Genomic DNA, 17554 nt, shown 5'->3' on the forward strand with positions numbered 1-17554 from the left:
CCTGCCAGCCACGTTCATTGTCTCACAGACTGTTTCTGACACTGAGCTTTTCGGTGGTTTAGAGTTTGGGCAGCTGCCCGGTCACCGGTGAATCCTGACCGGTGAGGGGGCGTGCGACGGGGACCCGGGTGCCCAGCACCTGTTCGACGACGTCCTGTGCCACCTTGCGGGCGGTCAGTCCGACGCGCTCGAGCACCTCGCTGCGGGTGCCGTGGTCGAGGAATTCCACTGGAAGCCCTACCTCATTCAGTGCGGTGTCGACACCGCAGGCGCGCATTTCCTGCCGGATCCGTGACCCGACGCCGCCCGCCCTGACGCCGTCCTCAATCACGATGACAATGCGGTGCTCGGCGGCCATGTCGATCACCGAGCGGCGCACGGGGAGGACCCACCGCGGATCGATGACCGTCGAACTGATCCCCTGGGCACCCAACCGGTTGGCGACGTCCAGGGCCAGCTCGCTCATCGCGCCGACACTGACAATGAGGACGTCATTGTTGTTCGATCCGGCTGGGCGGCGAAGGAGCACTTCGACGCCGTCGTCGAGCCGCTCAATGGCCGGTACCTCGGCGCCCACCGCGCCCTTGGAGTAGCGGACCACGCTGGGGGCGTCGCCGATGGCGACCGCTTCCCGAAGCTCTTCACGCAACCGGGTGGCGTCTCGGGGGGCGGCCAGGTGCAGCCCGGGAATGATCTGGAGCATGGCCATGTCCCACATCCCGTGGTGGCTCGCGCCGTCGGGGCCGGTGACTCCCGAACGGTCCAGGACCACGGTGACGCCCGCCTTGTGCAGTGCCACATCCATCAGGAGCTGGTCGAAGCCCCGGCCCAGGAAGGTTGCGTACAGCGCAACCACCGGGTGCAACCCGCCGAACGCCATCCCGGCGGCGCTGGTGAGTGCGTGCTGCTCGGCGATGCCGACGTCGAATACCCGTTCCGGGTACTTCTCCGCGAACTTGTGCAGGCCCACGGGGATGAGCATGGCGCCGGTGATCCCGACGATGTCCTTGCGCTCGTCCGCGATGGCCGTGATCTCGTCGGCAAAAACCGAGGTCCACGACTGCGGTCCGGCGGCACCGACGGGCTGACCGGTTTCGGGGTCGATGATGCCCACTGCGTGGAACTGGTCGTCGACGTGGGCGCGGGCCGGGGCGTAGCCGTACCCCTTCTCGGTCATCGCATGAACGATCACCGGTCCCTCATAGTTGCGGGCCTGGTGCAGCGCGTGCTCGACGGCTGCCAGGTCGTGGCCGTTGATCGGGCCGACGTATTTCATCCCAAGGTCCTCGAACAACCCCTGGGGTGCCCACCAGTCCTTGATGCCCTTTTTCGTGGCATGCAGGCTCTTGTACGCGAAACGGCCCACGGGACCGCCGTTCTGGAGGCGCCGCTTCGACCAGTCGAGGGTTCCCTCGTAGACGGGGTGGGTGCGGACTGTGTCGAGGGTTGGCCGCAGCGAGGCAAGGTAGTCGGCGACTCCCCCGATGGTCGGCGCGTAGGACCTGCCGTTGTCGTTGACAACGATCACCACCCGGCGACGCTTGTCGGCGGCAATGTTGTTGATGGCCTCCCAGGCCATCCCACCGGTCAGGGCACCGTCGCCGACCAGCACCACGGTGTACCGGTCGCCTTCACCGGCGAGCACCCGGGCGCGCGAGATGCCGTCCGCCCACGACAGGGACGAGGACGCGTGGGAGCTCTCGACGACGTCGTGTTCGGATTCGGCGCGGGACGGGTAACCGGACAGTCCGCCCTGCTGGCGGAGGGTGCTGAAGTCCTGGCGGCCGGTGAGAAGTTTGTGCACGTAGGACTGGTGTCCCGTGTCGAAGATCATCGCATCGCGCGGCGAATCGAAGACCCGGTGCATCCCGAGGGTCAGTTCGACGACTCCCAGGTTGGGGCCGAGGTGCCCTCCGGTCCGGGACACGTTGGTGATCAGGAAGTCACGGATCTCCCCGGTCAGGCGCATCAGCTGGTCGTCGGTGAGCCGGCTGAGATCCTGGGGGTGGCGGATGGTTTCCAAGAGTCCCATCGGTGCCTCCTTGCGTTGGTCAATCCCGCCGGACGTCCACCTGCGGGTCTTTAACTCTAACGCGGGATCCCCGCCAAGCGTGCCCGTGGCCAAAACGCCACGGACCCGGTGGCGACCGGGGACCGGCCGGGAGCACCGATGGGCGACCGACCCGCCGTCGGACCTAGCCGGCAGTCGGTCGGAGCACTGCGAAGGACTCCAGGTGATGCGTGTGGGGGTACAGGTCGAACACGCGGAGGGTGTCCAGTTCCCACCCGGCCTGCTGGAAGTATCCGACGTCGCGGGCGAACGACGCCGGGTCGCAGGACACGTAACCCACTGCACGCGGACCGGCGGAAATCACCTCGGTGATGGCGGCCTGACCCGCGCCGGCGCGCGGCGGATCCAGCACCACAACATCGAGCGAAGGCTTCCGCTCCTGGAGCACCCGGTCCACCTTGCCCTGCACGATGTCGACCTGGGTGCGGCCGTGCAGGTTTCGCTTGGCGTCGCGGGAGGCGCCGGGCGCCCCCTCGACCGCGAGGACGCTGCCCGTGTCGCCGACGGCATCGGCGATCGGCGCAGTGAAGAGCCCCGCCCCCGCATAGAGATCGGCGGCCCGCTCCCCCGGCTGGATGGCCAGGCCATCCAGGACAGCGCCCATCAGCAGATCCGGTGCGCCCCGGTGAATCTGCCAGAACCCGTCGCCCGTAATCCGGTAGGTCTGATCCCGCACCGTCTCAGCGAGCCAGGTCTTGCCCCGAACCCGCTCCACCGTCCCCTTCTCGGGATCCCAGAAGGCGACCGCGGGACCGTCGAACTGGTGAACGACGGCCGCGGTCTGTTTGCGCCGTGCCCCCGGCGCGGGAACCAGGAGCACAAGGGGCGGCCCGCCCGCGGAGCCGACCGCCACCTCAACCCGCTGGATGCCGGTGAAGTCGATGGTCCACAGCTGGAGTTCGTTGATCGCATCGATGGCGAGCGGCATCTCGGCTACCGGGATCAGTTCGTTGGAGCGGTGGGCATGCATGGCGAGATGCCCGTCGGGTGCCACGGCAAAACTTGCCCGGGTGCGCCACCTCAGGCCGTCCGGGGATTCGCCCGGAACCGGTTCCACCTCGACCGTCCGCTCCACTCCCGCCAGCCGGGCGAGCTGCTCGCTGACGACCGTCCCCTTGAGCTGGCGCTGGGTGGGCAGGGCGATATGCCCAAACTCGGCACCGCCCACGGGCGCCGCGCCCCGTTGGGCGGCCAGCAACGCATCGGCAAGGGGCCATGGATGGTTGACCCGGTGCTCTGATGCCTCCAGCGCCTCGACCACGTCCGCGCGCCAGAAGCTCGCGCCGTCGTCGTGCTCCGTGAGCCTGACCCGCACTCTCTCACCGGGCAGGGCATGACGCACAAAGATGACCCGGCCCTCATGTCGCGCGACGCAGTGGCCACCGTGGGCCACCGGGCCGATGGAGAGGTCGAGGGTGCCTGACGGCTCGTCTGTCACTGTGGGTCCTTAACTAGTGCTGCGGCTCTGTGGAACGAAAGGTGAAGCTAAAACAATGTCACTGCAGGTCCTGAAATTTCTTTGCAGCGTCGGAGGATGCGAGCTGCCAGGGGACACTTGCCACCATAACCCCCGGCTCGAAGTGCAGCCGGGTCTTGATGCGGAGGGCGGTCTGGTTGTGGACCAGCTGCTCCCACCATCGGCCGACGACATATTCGGGGATGTACACGACAATCAGGTCCCGTGGGGAGTCGCTGCGGATGCTCCTGATGTACTCCATGATCGGGAGGATGGTGTCCCGGTAGGGTGACGCCAGGACGGTGATCGGCACCGGAATTTCGTACCGGTCCCAGTCGCGCAGCGTCCGCTCGGTCTCTTCGGGGTCCACGTCCACCACGATCGCGTCCAGCCTGGACGGCCGGGACGCGCGGGCGAACGCCAGTGCCCGGAGCACCGGCTTCCGGACGTGGGAGACCAGGATGACCGCGTGGACGCGGGACGGTAGCGCCCGGGAGAAGGTGGATTCGTCGAGGGCCAGTTCGTTCGCCACCTGGTCGTAGTGCCGCTTGATGCTGTGCATGAGCGCGAACAGGACCACCATTGCCAGCACCGCCACCCAGGCGCCGTATTTGAACTTGGTCACCAGGACCACCACCAGCACAGCGGCGGTGAGCACGAAACCGACCGTGTTGATGGCCCGTGACTTCTTCATCCGCCACCGCCGCTTCTTGTCTGCGGTGCTGCGCAGTTCGCGGGTCCAGTGCTTGATCAGTGCGGCCTGGCTGGCGGTGAAGGACACAAACACGCCGACAATATAGAGCTGCACCAGCTGGGTGACGTCGGCCCGGAAGACAAAGATCAGCAAAATGGCTCCAGCGCCGAGGGCGAGGATGCCGTTGCTGAAGGTGAGCCGGTCCCCCCGGGTGCGTAGCTGGCGGGGCAGATAGCCGTCCTTGGCGAGGATGGAGGCTAGGACGGGAAAGCCGTTGAAGGCGGCGTGACCGGCCAGGACCAGGATGAGGGCGGTGGCGCCCACCACCAGGACGAAGGGTATCGCCGCGTCGCTGAAGATGGTGCGGGCCAGCTGGCTCACCACCGGGTTCTGGATGTAGTCCTCGGATACGGGATTGCCGTCCAGCAGCAGCTGCTCCTGCGGGTTCTGCACCACGTGCACCTTCACCGCGTTGGCCAGGTAGATCACCCCGGCCATCATGGCCGACGCAGCGACGCCGAGAATGAGCAGGCTGGACGCTGCGTTGCGGCTGCGGGGAGCCTGGAAGCTTGGCACGTTGGCGCTGGGGACCTCGACACCGGTGAGGGCTGCCGCCCCGGCGGAGAAGGCCCGGAGAATCAGCAGCGCACCCGCGAGGCCCACCAGTCCGGCGTCGAGCGCGGGGTCCGGGATGATTTCGAACCTGGCGCTGGGCGCCTCCCCCAGCGTCCCGTTGAGGCGCTGGATGATGCCGACCGCGCACATGCCGAGGATCGCGGCCAGGAAGACATAGGTGGGGATGGCCAGGGCGAGGGTGTTCCGGGACACGCCGCGGAGGTTCAGCAACACCAGGACGACGACGCCAGCCACCGCCATCACCGTCTGGCCACCAGCCAATCCCGGGGCGAGGGCAATGAGGTAGTGGGCAGCGGCGGACACGGAGACGGCGACGGTCAGCACGTAATCCACCATCAGAGCCGACGCCACGGTGAGTCCGGCTGAACTTCCCAGATTGCGGCGGGCAATCTCGTAGTCGCCGCCCCCGGTGGGGTACGCGTGGACGGCTTGCCGATAGGAGGCGATCACCACCAGCAGCACCACCAGGACGGCCAAACCTACCCAGGGGGACACCGATACGGCCGCCAGTCCTGCCAAAGCCAGGGTGAGGAGGATTTCGTCGGGTGCGTAGGCCACGGAGGACAGGGCATTGGCCGAGAACACCGGCATCGCGATCCGCTTGGGCAGGGTCTGATGCCGCAGCCGGTCGTTGCGGAACGGTTTGCCCACCAGCACCCGCTTGACGGCTTCAAAGAAAGTCAGCACAGCCCACAGACTAGCGCGTTTGTTGCTGCCACACTCCATTAGGCTGGGTGCAGCGGACGCAGGCCCCCAGCGAGTGGAGCGCGTTGACACGTAGGTTGGCAATCGGTTGGAACGGCAGGTGGCGCTAGTGGCGCATTTTGTGATTATGGGGTGCGGCAGGGTTGGCGTCAGTCTCGCCCATACCCTTGACGAGTCGGGGCATACGGTGGCCATCATTGACCAGGACGACCGCGCATTCCGCCGGCTCCGGGGAACGTTCGGGGGGCGGAAGGTCACCGGCGTCGGTTTTGACCGCGACACGCTGAAGAACGCCGACATTGAAAACGCCTATGCCTTCGCTGCGGTGTCGAGCGGCGACAACTCAAACATCCTCGCTACCCGGGTGGCCCGCGAGATCTTCCATGTGCCGCACGTGGTGGCGCGCATCTACGACCCCGGACGCGCGGAGATCTATCAGCGTCTGGGCATTCCCACCGTTGCCGCGGTCCGGTGGAGCGCCGACCAGGTGCTGCGCCGCATCCTGCCGGAACAGAGCATCAACGGGGATTTCCGGGAGACCTCGGGACGGTTGATTCTCGGTGAGCTCACCCTGCACGACGGCTGGCTGGGACGGTCGCTCGCCGATATCGAGGCCGCGTCCGGGATCCGCGTCGCTTACCTCACCCGGTTCGGTGAGGGGATGCTGCCCACCTCGGAGACTTCCTACCAGGAAGGCGACATTGTGCACGCCATGATGAAGACCTCCGCCACCGACGAGATTGGGCGTATCCTCGCCAAGAAACCTGTGGAGGAGTCGGAGTGAGAGTAGTCATAGCGGGCGCGGGAAGCGTGGGATCGTCGATCGCCAAGGAGCTGCTCTCGAACAACCACGAGATCCTGCTGATCGACGAGAAGCCCGAGGTGATCGGCCGCAGCGGTCTCAAAGGCGCCAAGTGGCTGATCGGCGACGCCTGCGAGCTGACCACGCTCAAGGACGCCCGGCTGGATGAGGCTGACGTGGTGGTCTCCGCGACGGGCGATGACAAGGTCAACCTGGTGGTGTCCCTGCTGGCGAAGAGCGAGTTTGGGGTGGGCCGGACGGTGGGTCGGGTCAACAACCCGAAGAATGACTGGATGTTCGACGACTCGTGGGGTGTCGACGTGGCAGTGAACACTCCCCGGCTGATGACCGCGCTCGTCGAGGAGGCGGTCGAGATTGGCGACCTGGTCAGGCTGCTGACACTGCAGAGCGGTGTCACGTCGATCGTCGAGTTCACTGTCCCGCAGGAGTCGCCGATCGTGGGCCGGACCCTCGGTTCGCTGATCCTGCCGGAGGATTGCACCGTGGTGGCAATCCTGCGGGACGACGCATCGATTACGCCGAGCCCGGACGATGTGGTGGAACCGGGCGACGAGCTGTTCCTGATCGCCGCGATCGCCGCTGAGGATGCGCTCCGCAGCGTGCTGCTCGCCGTTCCCGGTGACGCGGGCGACGACGAGCCCGGTGCGCCGGTCGACGCGCCGGGGCTGCCCTAACCCACAGTTCCGCTGGCTGACGGCTCCCCTGACTTTAGGGCTGCCGCCAGCCTCGGGCTACCGGCCTGCTGCCCCGGCAGGGAGCTGGGCGGGCGGGCGGGACACGAGCCACGCGAGCCACAGTCCGAGCGCATAGAGCGGTAGCCCCATAATCAGCCGGGTGGTCCCGAGTGCCACGAAGTTCTCGGCGAAATACAGGGGCATCTGGACCGCGAGCCTCAGTCCAAGAACCGTCACGATGATCCAGGTGGCGATGGTGTACGCCTTGACCCGCAGGGGGTCCTTCCGCCAGTCGACTCCTTCGCCCCTAATGAAGCCGAACAACAGCCCAGCGATCGGCCACCGCGCTGCGATGGAGATGACCATCACCATGATGTAGGCGCCGTTCGTGAAGAATCCGGGGACAAAAAAGTCTTCGGCGTTGCCGGTGCGGTTTGCGACGAAAGCGCAGATCGCCACGCCGATCAGGCCGGATAGCGCCTGCGTGAGGGGGGTCCTGGAGACCAGGCGGATGACGGTGAAGACAGCCGCGACACCCAGCGCGGCGATGAGGGAACTCGCCAGGTCCCGGTTGATGGTGAAGACCACCGTAAAGATCAGGCCGGGCAGGATGCTTTCGGCGAGGCCCCTGACGCCACCAATCGACTTCAGGACGTCGATCTGGCCGTCCTCCGAGCGTTGCATACCGGACCGTGCGGCATACTGTTCCGCCAGTTCAGCTGCCGAGGGCCCTTGACGCTGCGCCGGATCGGGCTCGGGCCCGGTGCTGGGTGGTTGCGGGGTGCTCACTGCTGTGCCTCCGGACGGCCGATGATTTCGTAACGAGGATTGTAGATCGTTGGCATCCCGTCCACCGGGCTGACCATACCTTCAAAAGCTATCTGGGTTCCCGCTTCGATGCCCGGCACCCGCCGCTGCCCGATCCAGACCAACCGCACCTGGGCCCGTTGGCGGCGGGACACACTGTCGCGGCGGTCGGATCCGGCGGTCACCGGCGGGGCGTCGTCGGACACGACCGCGGAGAACTGGGGTGCTGAGCTGCGGGGCAGGACAGTGATCCGGGAAATGTAGCCCCGGGCCCGGGCCCGTCCTCGGGCCGGAAGCCCTGCGATGCCTGTGGCGCCGGGGTGCACCCCGGCGCTGTCGACCCCCGGCCGATCAGCCAATGTGGGTGATCTCGGGACCGCGTTTCAGCGGATCGGTGAGATCAGGAGCCGGTTGCACGGGCTCAGTGGGACGCGCTGACGCCGATTCCTTGGGCAGCCGGAGCTGTAGCAGTTCACGCGGCGGCAGCGGGTGGTCTCCCCTGACCACGACGACCTTGCGGAAGAGTTCCTCAATCGGTGCGGCCGCTTCCTTGTTGATCGCCGCGGGTCCGCCGATGACCCCGCGGAGGAACCAGCGGGGGCCGTCGACGCCGAGGAAGCGAGCCACCCGGAAGCCGGGCTGCCCATCGGCGGTTTTGGCCGGGAGCTGGGCGACCAGCTCGGTGCCGAAGGTTCCAACCCGATCCTGGACCGTGCCGCCCTGCGAACCGACGGAGACGCCGATCTGGGCGCGGATTTCGTCCCACAACCCATCGGTGCGGGGAGCAGCGAACACCTGCAGTTGCAGGTTCGATCCGTTCAGGTCGAGGGTCACGGCGATGACCCGCTTGGTCTTCTCTTCCACTTCCAGACGAAGTTGCAGGCCTTCGGCCGCCCCGATACGGAGGGCCCCGAGGTCGATGTAGCCGGCGTCGTTGTCGTGTTCCGAGACGTCGAACGGGCCGTTGTCACGGGAGACAACCACTCCTGGGGCGGGCGCCACGGGAGTTGCGGGGGCCGCGGGGGTTGGCTCGACGTCGTCGTCGGCTGCGGCCGGAGCGGCGGTGTCGTCAGAGACCATTTCCGGTTCGGGGACGTCCGTCGGGGTGCTCGCCCCGGTGGTTGCCTCGTCGGTTGCAGCGGCTGCCGCTGATGCATCCTGTTCCTCGACCGGGCTGCCGGCGGGTGCCGCCTCTTCTGCCGGGAGGTTCGCTTGCTTCTTCTTCAGGCGCCCAAAAACCATGATTGGGTTCCTTTCCTTGGTGTGTGGGATCCGTAGTGTCGGGTCCCGTAGCTGGATATCCTCTAGGTTATGCGTGGGTCGGATGCGCTGTGTTTTCAATGGTGTAGCCGCCGGTGGACCCGAATCCCGCAGCGCCCCGCACCGATTCCGGAAGCTCCTGAACCACGGTGAAGTCGGCCTGTTCCACCTGTTGGATGATGAGCTGGGCGATCCGGTCCCCCCGCTTGAAGCTCAGGGACTCAGTAGTGTCGGTATTGAGGAGGGTGACGGCAATCTCACCCCGGTAGCCTGAGTCGATGGTCCCCGGAGCGTTGACCACAGTCACCCCGTGCTTCGTAGCCAGACCGGACCGCGGATGGACCAGGCCCACATACCCTTCCGGGAGGGCAATGGCCACACCGGTGGGCACCAGGGCCCGCTCCCCCGGGGCCAGCCGGAAATCGATGCGGGTCCGCAGGTCTGCTCCTGCGTCACCCGGCTGGGCGTACGCCGGGGGTGTCATCGCGTCGTCGAGCAGTTTGATCTGCACGGGAAGTCTCCGCTGTGGGTCCAGCACGTTCTTACTCCAGCTACGTCGTGGGTGATCGGGGTAGGCCTTCACTCTAGCGCCTTAACCTTGGCGGCCGCCGGGTGGCCTGATGGTGCGCATCGGGATGAAGTGGCCCGGAAAATCTGTCAGGGTAGGGGTATGTCAACCCCCGCGCCCGGACCATCCGCCAGCCCCGTCATCTACGAGGAGCGGCTCTGGCCCGCACCGTGGATCTGGCTCGTCGCGGCCGGAGCAGCGGGCGCCTCAGTCGTCACGTTCGCCCCGATCAACCTGACCACCGGGTTCATCGCGGCCACCGTCGTCGCGGTGGTTTTGGTCACGCTCCTGGTGCTGTCGACCCCACGGATCGTCGTCACCTCGTCGCACCTGACCGTGGGACGGGCCACCATAGAACGGCAATTCCTCGGTGAGGCGACGGCCTACATGGGAGAGGACGCGACCGCGCAGCGCGGACCGCAACTGAATGCGACGGCATACCTGTGTATTCGCGGCTGGATCTCCCCGGTGGTCCGGGTGGCCATCACCGACCCGGCGGATCCCACTCCTTATTGGATGACTTCCACCCGCCGCCCCGACCAGCTCGTCGCCGCCCTGGCCAGCTAATGCTCGGTCCTGGCGGTCTATCCCTCGCAATCGCTGCAGTAAGTCAGCGCACCGATCTGCCGGGCGATCTGGGATCGGTGGCGCACCAGGAAACAGGAGGCACAGGTAAATTCATCGGCCTGGGCTGGAAGGATCCGCACCTGGATTTCCTCGCCCGAGAGGTCGGCTCCGGGTAGTTCGAACCCATCGGCAGCTTCCAGCTCGTCCTCGTCGATCACCGGCGACTGGTGCTCGGCACGTTGGGCGTTCAACTCATCGACCGAATCAGTGCCGACGGCCTCGTGGGTGGTGCGCGGCGTATAGTCATCAAGCGCCATTAGGGGTTGTTCACTCTCCGGTGTTCTGTGGTTGTGCTCCATGGAACCTGTCCAACGTTCATGTCGAAACTGTGCAACGTCGTCTCCAACGCTGACCGACTGCAGTTTGTGCCCGTAGCCAGCGATTGTTACGGAAGCTGCCGTGATAGTCCAATTCGGCGTCGTCCTGGCCTATCCGACGGCGAAAGTTCCTCGCCACACCACGGGTGTAGTAGGCATGTGGGCCAACAGGTGGCACAGTTTCACGGTAAGGAAGCAATGTCGGCTCGGAGGATTTTCATGCAGGAACTACGGCTGGTAGGTGTTCACGAAAACGGCGGACACCTGCACTTGAACGGCGAGGACGGCTCGAGCTACAGCCTGCCGGTCAACGAGGCGCTCCGCATGGCGGTTTCCCGCCCCATGGAACAGCACAAGATCACCACACCACCACCCCCGGCGGGCAAGCCGGTGGTGCCACTGTCACCGCGCGACATCCAGGCGCGGATCCGCAGCGGCGCAACGGCACAGGACATCGTTGACGAGTCCGGCCAGGAACTGGCGCACGTGCTCCGCTACGAGGGTCCGGTGCGCGCCGAGCGAGATTACATGGCCATCCTGGCCCAGCGCGTCGAGGTGTCCTCCCCCTTGCCGTCCCACGATGGCTACCGGTCAGCGTTTGGTGAGAACCCGGCGCAGCTGGGTGAAATGGTTGACTACCGTCTGCAGGCCTACGGGGTGGACCCGAGCGGCGTCGAGTGGGACGCGTGGCGCCGCCCGGACGGACTATGGAATGTCGTCGCCCGCTTTGAGCTCGCGACCGACGCCCGGGTAAGCGTGGGCGAGGAGCCACCAGCCCAGTGGACGTTCAACCCCAGCCGCAAGACGGTCCTCAACACCAACCGCTGGGCCCAGCTGCTCAGCGAGCTCGAACCACTCGACGGCCCCCTGCCGACGCGCCGGCTCAGCGCCGTCGCCGATCACGTCTTCGACTTCGAAGCCCAGAAGTCCCCCGAGGTTGCCGCCGAAGAAGCCTCCGACAACCTGTTGGACGTGCTCCGGTCCCGCCGCGGGCAGCGCCTGGGAGTGGATGAGGAGGGCGACGACGCCCTCGCGCACCTGCTGGCCAAGGGCAGCATCCCGGCTGCCCACCCCCGTCCCACCGAGGGCGAAGAGGAGCTGGAGGCCACCGGATCCGCTGAGAGCACCGATGACGCCGAGGGACCACAGCGGTTTGCCGGCCTCAGCCTGGCCCCATCAGTGCCGCACGACGACGACCAGGAGCACCAGACCTACAGTGATGGCTCGCCCCGCCTCTCCGAAGCAGTGAGCACTGAAACCCACGAGATCAGTATTTTCGCCCGGCCCAGCCGCCCGGTACAGCCGTCGGATGACCCGGCTGAGGCAACAGATGACCGCCAGGGACGGGACCCGGTGCCCGCCAGCTCACCGAAGGCAGCAGACGAGCCGGCAGATCGCAAGATCCGGCCGAAGCGGTCAAGCGTCCCCAGCTGGGATGAGATCGTCTTCGGTACCAAGAGCGACTAGGTGTACTGAGACCACGTGCACTGAGACAACGAAATGCTGCTTCCGTTCCCCCCTAGGGTGAGAACGGAAGCAGCATTTCGTTGCTCTTCATTGCGTTGGCTGTCCGCAGGGTGACCCGCCGGGTGTGGTGTCGCCGGCACAACGTTTCGTAAGCCGTCACGGGCAGGTGGGGAGCGTCTTCCTCAACCCCGTCAACAATCGGTAGTTCGGGTTGCAGCGGGTCCCGCTGCACCTTCTGTAGTTCGACGTCGCCCAGCACCACCTGGTCGCCCTCCACAACCATCACGCCGTCGATGGTCCGAGCATTGTGGGTAGCCCGCCGGCCGCACCAACAGAGCGCCTCCACCTGAAGCACCTGGACCCGGTCCGCGAGTTCAATCAGCCGCTGTGAGCCCGGGAAAAGCCTAGTTCGGAAATCCGAGGTGATCCCGAACGCAAACACGTCGACGTCCATCTCATCGACAATGCGCGCCAGCTGGTCGATCTGCTCGCCGGTGTAAAACTGGGCCTCGTCGCAGATGAGGTAATCGACCCGTTCCGCGGCCGTACGCCGTCGGACAATCTCGGCCCAGAAATCGCTGCTGTCAGAGACCTCCACCGCCCCCGTCTGGAGCCCGAGCCGGCTGGAGATCATCGCCTCCCCCGCCCGGTCGTGGGAGCTGAAGAGCAAACCGGCACGCCCCCTGGCACGGTGGTTGTGGTCCATCTGCAGAGCCAGCGTCGACTTGCCGCAGTCCATGGTGCCGGAAAAGAAGATCAGTTCAGCCACGGGTGACCTTCCCGCCCGGACGGCCGAGCGTCAGCAACGGCACTTCGCGTTCAGCGCGGGTCAGGGAGCCGTGCTGCCCCACGACTTCCATCGCCGATTCGGAGGTGCGGCGGCGATCGTACAGCGCAATGGGTTCCCGTGCCGCGACCAGGAGGTCACCGATGCGAGGCAGGACCCGTTCGTCGACCTGTCCGAACAGCCCTCCCTCGATGGCCTGCTCACGGGTGAAGATCCACGCGAACTGCCCGTAGGCCTTTTGCCAGGCCGCGATGAGGCTCTCGCGCCGGTCAGCGGACAGACCGGGCTCCAGGTACAGGTGGAGCATCCGCGGCTCTCCGGCCGTGTGGGCGACTCCGTCGATCAGTGTGGGATCGGTCGAAAAGTCGTAGCGGTGCGCTACATCGACGTCGACCATCCCGTGGTCCGCGGTCAGCAGCAGCAGCGTGTCGGATGGCACGCGGGCGGCGAGCGTTTTGACAGCGGCGTCGACATCCTCCAGCTGGGTACCCCACTGGGGCGAACCGCAGCCGAACCGGTGTCCAGCCTTATCCATCTCGTTGAAGTAGAGGTACACGAGGGAGCGCTTCGTCGCAGCAAGCTGCTCATGTGCACTGCGCACCCGCGCCTGCAGGGTTCCCGCTGCCACGTAGCTGCCGCCCCTGAGTGCGGCGCGGGTCATGGCAGAATCAGCGAACTTCGGGAGGGAAACGCTCACCACGGGGATCTGGGAGGAAACCTGTTCGAAGACCGAGGGGTAGGGCTGCCAACGCTCTGGGTCCACTGCGGAGTCCCAGCCGCCGAGCATGTTCACCACCTTGTCCTGCCCGGGATCCAGGACGTCGTAGCCAACCAGGCCGTGCATCCCGGGAGGCAGACCGGTGCCGAGGCTGGCCAGCGACGCGGCGGTCGTTGACGGGAACGCCGATCCGATGGTGCGCGCGCTGTCCAGGTGCCGCCGCAGGAACGGAGCGTGCCCGCCACGTTTCTTCAGCAGCGCCGACCCGAGACCGTCGACCACCACCACGCAGACGCGGGACGCGTCCGGCAGGCCAAGGGCATTATCGAAGGGGCCGGTGGCGGAGGTGAGATCCAGGGCGGCGGCGGCGCTGGTAAACACCTCGGCGATGGTGTTGCGGCCATAGGCGGGTGCCGCCGGAAGAGGCTCCCGGTGTCCGGTTACGTGGTCCACTGCGGGCTAGCCCTGGTGGTGCGTCCGGCTGAAACGCGCACCGAGACCGGGCTGCCTGCGCGGCGCCGGAGCCAACGTGCCCGCGGCGGCGGGCGTGACCGGGTTGGCCGTGTTGACCTTCCGCAGCGCGCGGGCAAACGACTTGGCGTTCTGAACGGCCTGCATGCCGTCGGCCTCGGCGCTCACGCGGAGCACAATGTCCTCCTGCGAGATGGTGCCGGTGTAGCCGTGGTCAGCGTCGCACTGTGGGTCGCTGCAGCCGGCCGGTCCCATATCCAGCCGCTGGCCGCCGGACCAGGCGATAGCAAGGGTCAGTTCACGCGCCTGATCGGAGGGCTTGTAGTCCTGCGGCTGGGCGTACAGGTAGCTGAGCACCACTGACCGGATCTGACTGACCGGGACGGACTCGGTGGAGACCTGCGCCATCATCTGCTGCCCGTCCTCGTCCAGCTGCTGATCGTCCACGTGGGTGATCACCAGCATGTCTTCGGTGAGGACCAGCACGGTGATGTGGCGGTGCACCTCGTTCCGCTCGAAGTGAGTCTCCAGGTGAACCACGTGTGAGAGCGGTTCCCTGCCGTCGAGGGCATCGTGCACCGTGTCTGCGACCAGACGCGGGTAGAAGCCAGCCCGTTCCAGGGAGGCGTCGAGGCTGCGGCGTTCAGCGGAGAGCGATGAGGTCATATATCCAGTTTCCCTTACGTGGGCGCCCGCCGCCTAACCCGGTGTCAGTCCCGCATGGCGCGCCGGGCACTGTCGGTCCGTCGCTGCGGGTTGCCCACCAGGATGTCCGTGCTCAGGATAACCAGCCCACCCGCCGAGACCAGCACCGGGTTGAACTCGAGCAGGGCAATCTCGGGGTGGCGGTCCTTCAGGACGGCGACCCTCTTGATCAGGTTCTCGATCGCCGCGATATCGGTGGCCGGGAGGCCCTGGTACCCGAACAGTTTGCGGGAGGCCCGGGGTGCACGGACCAGGTCCGAAATGTCCACGGTGGAGAGCGGCGGAATGCTGTGGGCCCAGTCGTCGAGGAGGTCGACGGCGTCGCCCGCCAGCCCGAAGGACAGCACCGGCCCCAGTAGTGGGTCCTCGATGGCACGGAGGGTGCACGCCTGACCGGATGGCGCCATCGCCTGCACCTCCATCCCGCTGACTCCGAAGGGCGCGAGCACCTTCTCCATCTGGGCAATGTTGAGGCGCAGAGAGTCGGCATCCTCGATGTTCAGCCGGACGCCGCCGAGATCGAGCCGGTGCCGGAGGTGCTCATCGACGGTCTTGATGACCACGGGCCAGCCCAGCCGGTCGGCGGCCGCGACCGCCTCATCGGCGGTGGTGAACCGGACAGCGGGGAGCAAGGTGATGCCGTAGTGGTCCAGCAGGGTGGCAGATTCTGCCGCGTCCAGGCGGGTCAGCCCGTCCCCGTCGACCCGTTCCAGCGCCTGATGGAGCAGCTCCGACGCCGCGTCCGGATCGATATCCGCCGGTTCGTGGAACCCGCCGTTGTCCCGGGCCCGCCACCGGGCGTACGTCACGACGGCTCCCAGCGCCGCGACTGCCGCTCCTGGGCCCGCATAGCACGGCACCCCCCGCTGGCCGGTAGGTTCCCCCACCGGATTGTCGGGGACAGCGAGCAGCCCCTCGGAGCGGACCATCGGGTCCAGGATGCCGGCGAAGGACGCGACCAGCGGCTTGTTGGCCGTCCCTGAGCAGTCCCTGAGGCAGGCGGCGATGGCGTCGACCGTCAGGCCCGGGGCGGGCAGCAGGGCAACGACCGCCGAGTGCACCTCCTCGTCCGCCAAGGCCTCCAGGACCGCTGCGCGGAGGGCGGGCAGGGCGACCGACTGTCCGGTGTCCAGGTCGATGTCGGTCACCAGGCGCCGTACGTCCAGGGATTGGGCGGCGGCTGCATCGGCCACCACCTTGCCGAGCGCCAGGGAGTTGCTGAACACCGCAAGGGTGGGACCGGCGGGCAGCGGCTGGCTGACAAGGATCTGGGCGATGTCCACCAGTTGGGCAGTGGTCTCTACCCGGATCACCCCCGACTGCTTGAGCATCGCATCCAGCGCGCCGGACGGCGCCTGGGTGGTGCGCACGGCGTGGCCCGGCGGCAGCTGGAGGCCCATCACGTCGGACTTCGCCACGATGACGGGTTTCGTCTTGGACAGTCGGCGGGCGATACGGGAGAACTTGCGGGGGTTACCGACCGATTCGAGGTAGAGCCCCACCGCCCGGGTGGAGGGATCATCTTCCCAGTACTGCATGGCATCGTTGCCGGAAATGTCAGCGCGGTTCCCGGCGGAGACGAAGGAGCTCAGTCCCAGTCCGCGCCGCCCGGCGGCCGCGTAGAGCAGAACACCGATCGCCGCCGACTGGCTGAACAGGCCCAGTGCTCCGGCGGTGGGCAGGGCGGGAGCCATTGACGCGTTGAGCCGGACCGCCGGGTCGGTGTTCACCAGTCCCAGGGATGCCGGTCCCACCACCCGCATCCCGTAGGCCCGGGCCCGGTGAACGAGGGTCCGCTGCCGGGCCAGGCCGGCGGCGCCGTCGTCGGCGAACCCGGCGGTCGCGACGAGTAGACCCTTGACGCCGGCCTCCCCACACTGGTCGACCACCGCTGCCACCTGGTCGTAGGGCACCGCGATGACCGCGAGGTCGACGGGCCCCGGCACCTCCGCGATCGATGCAAAGGAGATCATTCCCGCCAGTTCGAAGGCCTCGGGGTTCACGGCGTACACGTCACCGGTGTAGCCGGCGTCGATGATGTGTTCCAGGAGGGAGTACCCGATGGTTCCCCATTCGCGGCTGGCGCCGATGACGGCGACCGACGACGGCGAGAGCAGGTCAGCGACGCTGCGCGCCTCAGCGCGGTGCTCGCGGGACTCCATGACGGCTCGTGACTTCTCGGTGGGGTCGATGTTGAACTGCAGCATCACCACGCCGTCGTCGAAATGGCGCTGCACCTCATACCCGGCCTCAGCGAAAACGGTGATCATTTTCCGGTTCTCCGGAAGGACCTCAGCCGAGAACCGGCTGATCCCGTTCTCCCGGGCCGCTGCCGCGAGGTGTTCCAGCAGGATGGACCCCAGCCCCCTGCCCTGATGGGCGTCCGAGACGTTGAACGCGACCTCCGCTTCGGTCGGGTCATCGAGCCGGTCATACCGGCCGATGCCCAGGATGTCGGTGCCGCGGGTGATAACGAAGGCGACCCGGTCGCGGTGGTCCACCTCGGTGAACCGCTTGAGCTCTTTGGTACTCAGCGACGACTTGTAGGTGAAGAACCGCAGGTAGATGGAATTCTCGGACTGCTGCATGTGAAAGTGCTGGACAGCATCCGCGTCGTCGGGCGAGATGGGTCGCAAATGTGCGGTGGCGCCGTCCCGCAACACGACGTCGGCCTCCCAATATTCCGGGTAATGTCCGCCAGCAGCCATAGACTCACCCTAGTGGGCGTTTGGCGCCCACGTCATTACCGTTGGCAGCACACCCCCTTC

The 17554-nt window shown here is 66.8% G+C and carries 16 protein-coding genes; 4 read left to right on the top strand and 12 right to left on the bottom strand.

What is annotated here, in order from left to right; genetic code table 11:
* Positions 1–58: 58 nt before the first annotated feature.
* The 3 genes from dxs to H4V95_RS11875 all read right to left on the bottom strand — a co-directional run bounded on the left by dxs (position 59) and on the right by H4V95_RS11875 (position 5544).
* Positions 59–2032, bottom strand: a complete 1974-nt coding sequence (gene dxs / locus H4V95_RS11865) for a 1-deoxy-D-xylulose-5-phosphate synthase (protein ID WP_209730711.1) — start codon at positions 2030–2032, stop codon at positions 59–61.
* 163 nt (positions 2033–2195) lie between these two features.
* Positions 2196–3509, bottom strand: a complete 1314-nt coding sequence (locus H4V95_RS11870; protein WP_196866648.1) for a class I SAM-dependent RNA methyltransferase — start codon at positions 3507–3509, stop codon at positions 2196–2198.
* 58 nt (positions 3510–3567) lie between these two features.
* Positions 3568–5544, bottom strand: coding sequence for an APC family permease (locus tag H4V95_RS11875; protein ID WP_196866647.1), 1977 nt, complete (start codon positions 5542–5544; stop codon positions 3568–3570).
* A 127-nt stretch (positions 5545–5671) separates the two neighbouring features.
* Between H4V95_RS11875 and H4V95_RS11880 the strand changes: the two genes are divergently transcribed.
* Entirely contained in the window at positions 5672–6346 is a 675-nt protein-coding gene (locus H4V95_RS11880; RefSeq protein ID WP_196866646.1) for a TrkA family potassium uptake protein, read from the top strand.
* The gene (locus H4V95_RS11885) at positions 6343–7059 is read left to right on the top strand and encodes a TrkA family potassium uptake protein (RefSeq protein ID WP_196866645.1); all 717 of its coding nucleotides are present in this window, start codon (positions 6343–6345) and stop codon (positions 7057–7059) included. The genes H4V95_RS11880 and H4V95_RS11885 overlap by 4 nt, the downstream gene beginning before the upstream one ends.
* Before the next feature lie 57 nt (positions 7060–7116).
* On the opposite strand, the gene H4V95_RS11890 is transcribed toward H4V95_RS11885, so the two are convergent.
* From H4V95_RS11890 to dut, 4 genes are all read right to left on the bottom strand, one after another.
* Positions 7117–7848, bottom strand: a complete 732-nt coding sequence (locus H4V95_RS11890) for a DUF3159 domain-containing protein (RefSeq protein ID WP_196866644.1) — start codon at positions 7846–7848, stop codon at positions 7117–7119.
* On the bottom strand, positions 7845–8225 hold the full coding sequence (locus H4V95_RS11895) for an OB-fold nucleic acid binding domain-containing protein (protein ID WP_196866643.1): 381 nt from the start codon (positions 8223–8225) through the stop codon (positions 7845–7847). The genes H4V95_RS11890 and H4V95_RS11895 overlap by 4 nt, the downstream gene beginning before the upstream one ends.
* Positions 8218–8946, bottom strand: a complete 729-nt coding sequence (locus H4V95_RS11900; RefSeq protein ID WP_196866694.1) for a DUF3710 domain-containing protein — start codon at positions 8944–8946, stop codon at positions 8218–8220. Before H4V95_RS11900 ends, H4V95_RS11895 begins: the two co-directional genes overlap by 8 nt.
* A gap of 229 nt (positions 8947–9175) precedes the next feature.
* Positions 9176–9664, bottom strand: a complete 489-nt coding sequence (dut, locus tag H4V95_RS11905; protein WP_196866642.1) for a dUTP diphosphatase — start codon at positions 9662–9664, stop codon at positions 9176–9178.
* 132 nt (positions 9665–9796) lie between these two features.
* On the opposite strand from dut, the gene H4V95_RS11910 reads away from it, so the two are divergent.
* Entirely contained in the window at positions 9797–10261 is a 465-nt protein-coding gene (locus H4V95_RS11910) for a DUF3093 domain-containing protein (protein WP_209730713.1), read from the top strand.
* Between the two features lie 17 nt (positions 10262–10278).
* Here H4V95_RS11910 and H4V95_RS11915 read toward each other — a convergent pair whose 3' ends face one another.
* Positions 10279–10578: a DUF4193 domain-containing protein gene (locus tag H4V95_RS11915; RefSeq protein WP_209730714.1), complete on the bottom strand. Its 300-nt coding sequence runs from the start codon at positions 10576–10578 to the stop codon at positions 10279–10281.
* Positions 10579–10857: 279 nt separating this feature from the next.
* Here H4V95_RS11915 and sepH point away from each other — a divergent pair, with 279 nt between their 5' ends.
* Positions 10858–12105, top strand: coding sequence for a septation protein SepH (sepH, locus tag H4V95_RS11920; RefSeq protein WP_209730717.1), 1248 nt, complete (start codon positions 10858–10860; stop codon positions 12103–12105).
* Positions 12106–12157: 52 nt separating this feature from the next.
* Here the strand turns inward: sepH and H4V95_RS11925 are convergent, their stop codons facing one another.
* Genes H4V95_RS11925 through H4V95_RS11940 form a run of 4 tightly spaced genes read right to left on the bottom strand, consistent with a single transcriptional unit; the run spans position 12158 to position 17494 of the window.
* Positions 12158–12874 (bottom strand): thymidine kinase, encoded by a 717-nt coding sequence (locus H4V95_RS11925; RefSeq protein WP_209730718.1) that lies wholly within the window; start codon positions 12872–12874, stop codon positions 12158–12160.
* A complete protein-coding gene (locus H4V95_RS11930; RefSeq protein ID WP_209730720.1) occupies positions 12867–14063 on the bottom strand; it encodes an alkaline phosphatase family protein in 1197 nt (398 codons plus the stop codon). The genes H4V95_RS11925 and H4V95_RS11930 overlap by 8 nt, the downstream gene beginning before the upstream one ends.
* A 6-nt stretch (positions 14064–14069) precedes the next feature.
* Positions 14070–14747 (bottom strand): DUF5998 family protein, encoded by a 678-nt coding sequence (locus H4V95_RS11935; RefSeq protein ID WP_196866636.1) that lies wholly within the window; start codon positions 14745–14747, stop codon positions 14070–14072.
* Between the two features lie 44 nt (positions 14748–14791).
* Positions 14792–17494: a bifunctional GNAT family N-acetyltransferase/acetate--CoA ligase family protein gene (locus tag H4V95_RS11940; RefSeq protein WP_209730721.1), complete on the bottom strand. Its 2703-nt coding sequence runs from the start codon at positions 17492–17494 to the stop codon at positions 14792–14794.
* Positions 17495–17554: the final 60 nt, after the last annotated feature.

This window comes from Arthrobacter sp. CAN_C5, from assembly GCF_017875735.1.
Taxonomy (GTDB): Bacteria; Actinomycetota; Actinomycetes; order Actinomycetales; family Micrococcaceae; genus Arthrobacter_D.

What these genes read in the sequence shown, in the direction of transcription:
- dxs (WP_209730711.1), bottom strand. Translation starts at nt 2,032, where the DNA reads ATGGGACTCTTGGAAACCATCCGCCACCCCCAGGATCTCAGCCGGCTC.
- H4V95_RS11900 (WP_196866694.1), bottom strand. Translation starts at nt 8,946, where the DNA reads ATGGTCTCTGACGACACCGCCGCTCCGGCCGCAGCCGACGACGACGTC.
- H4V95_RS11910 (WP_209730713.1), top strand. Translation starts at nt 9,797, where the DNA reads ATGTCAACCCCCGCGCCCGGACCATCCGCCAGCCCCGTCATCTACGAG.
- H4V95_RS11915 (WP_209730714.1), bottom strand. Translation starts at nt 10,578, where the DNA reads ATGGCGCTTGATGACTATACGCCGCGCACCACCCACGAGGCCGTCGGC.
- sepH (WP_209730717.1), top strand. Translation starts at nt 10,858, where the DNA reads ATGCAGGAACTACGGCTGGTAGGTGTTCACGAAAACGGCGGACACCTG.
- H4V95_RS11935 (WP_196866636.1), bottom strand. Translation starts at nt 14,747, where the DNA reads ATGACCTCATCGCTCTCCGCTGAACGCCGCAGCCTCGACGCCTCCCTG.
- H4V95_RS11940 (WP_209730721.1), bottom strand. Translation starts at nt 17,494, where the DNA reads ATGGCTGCTGGCGGACATTACCCGGAATATTGGGAGGCCGACGTCGTG.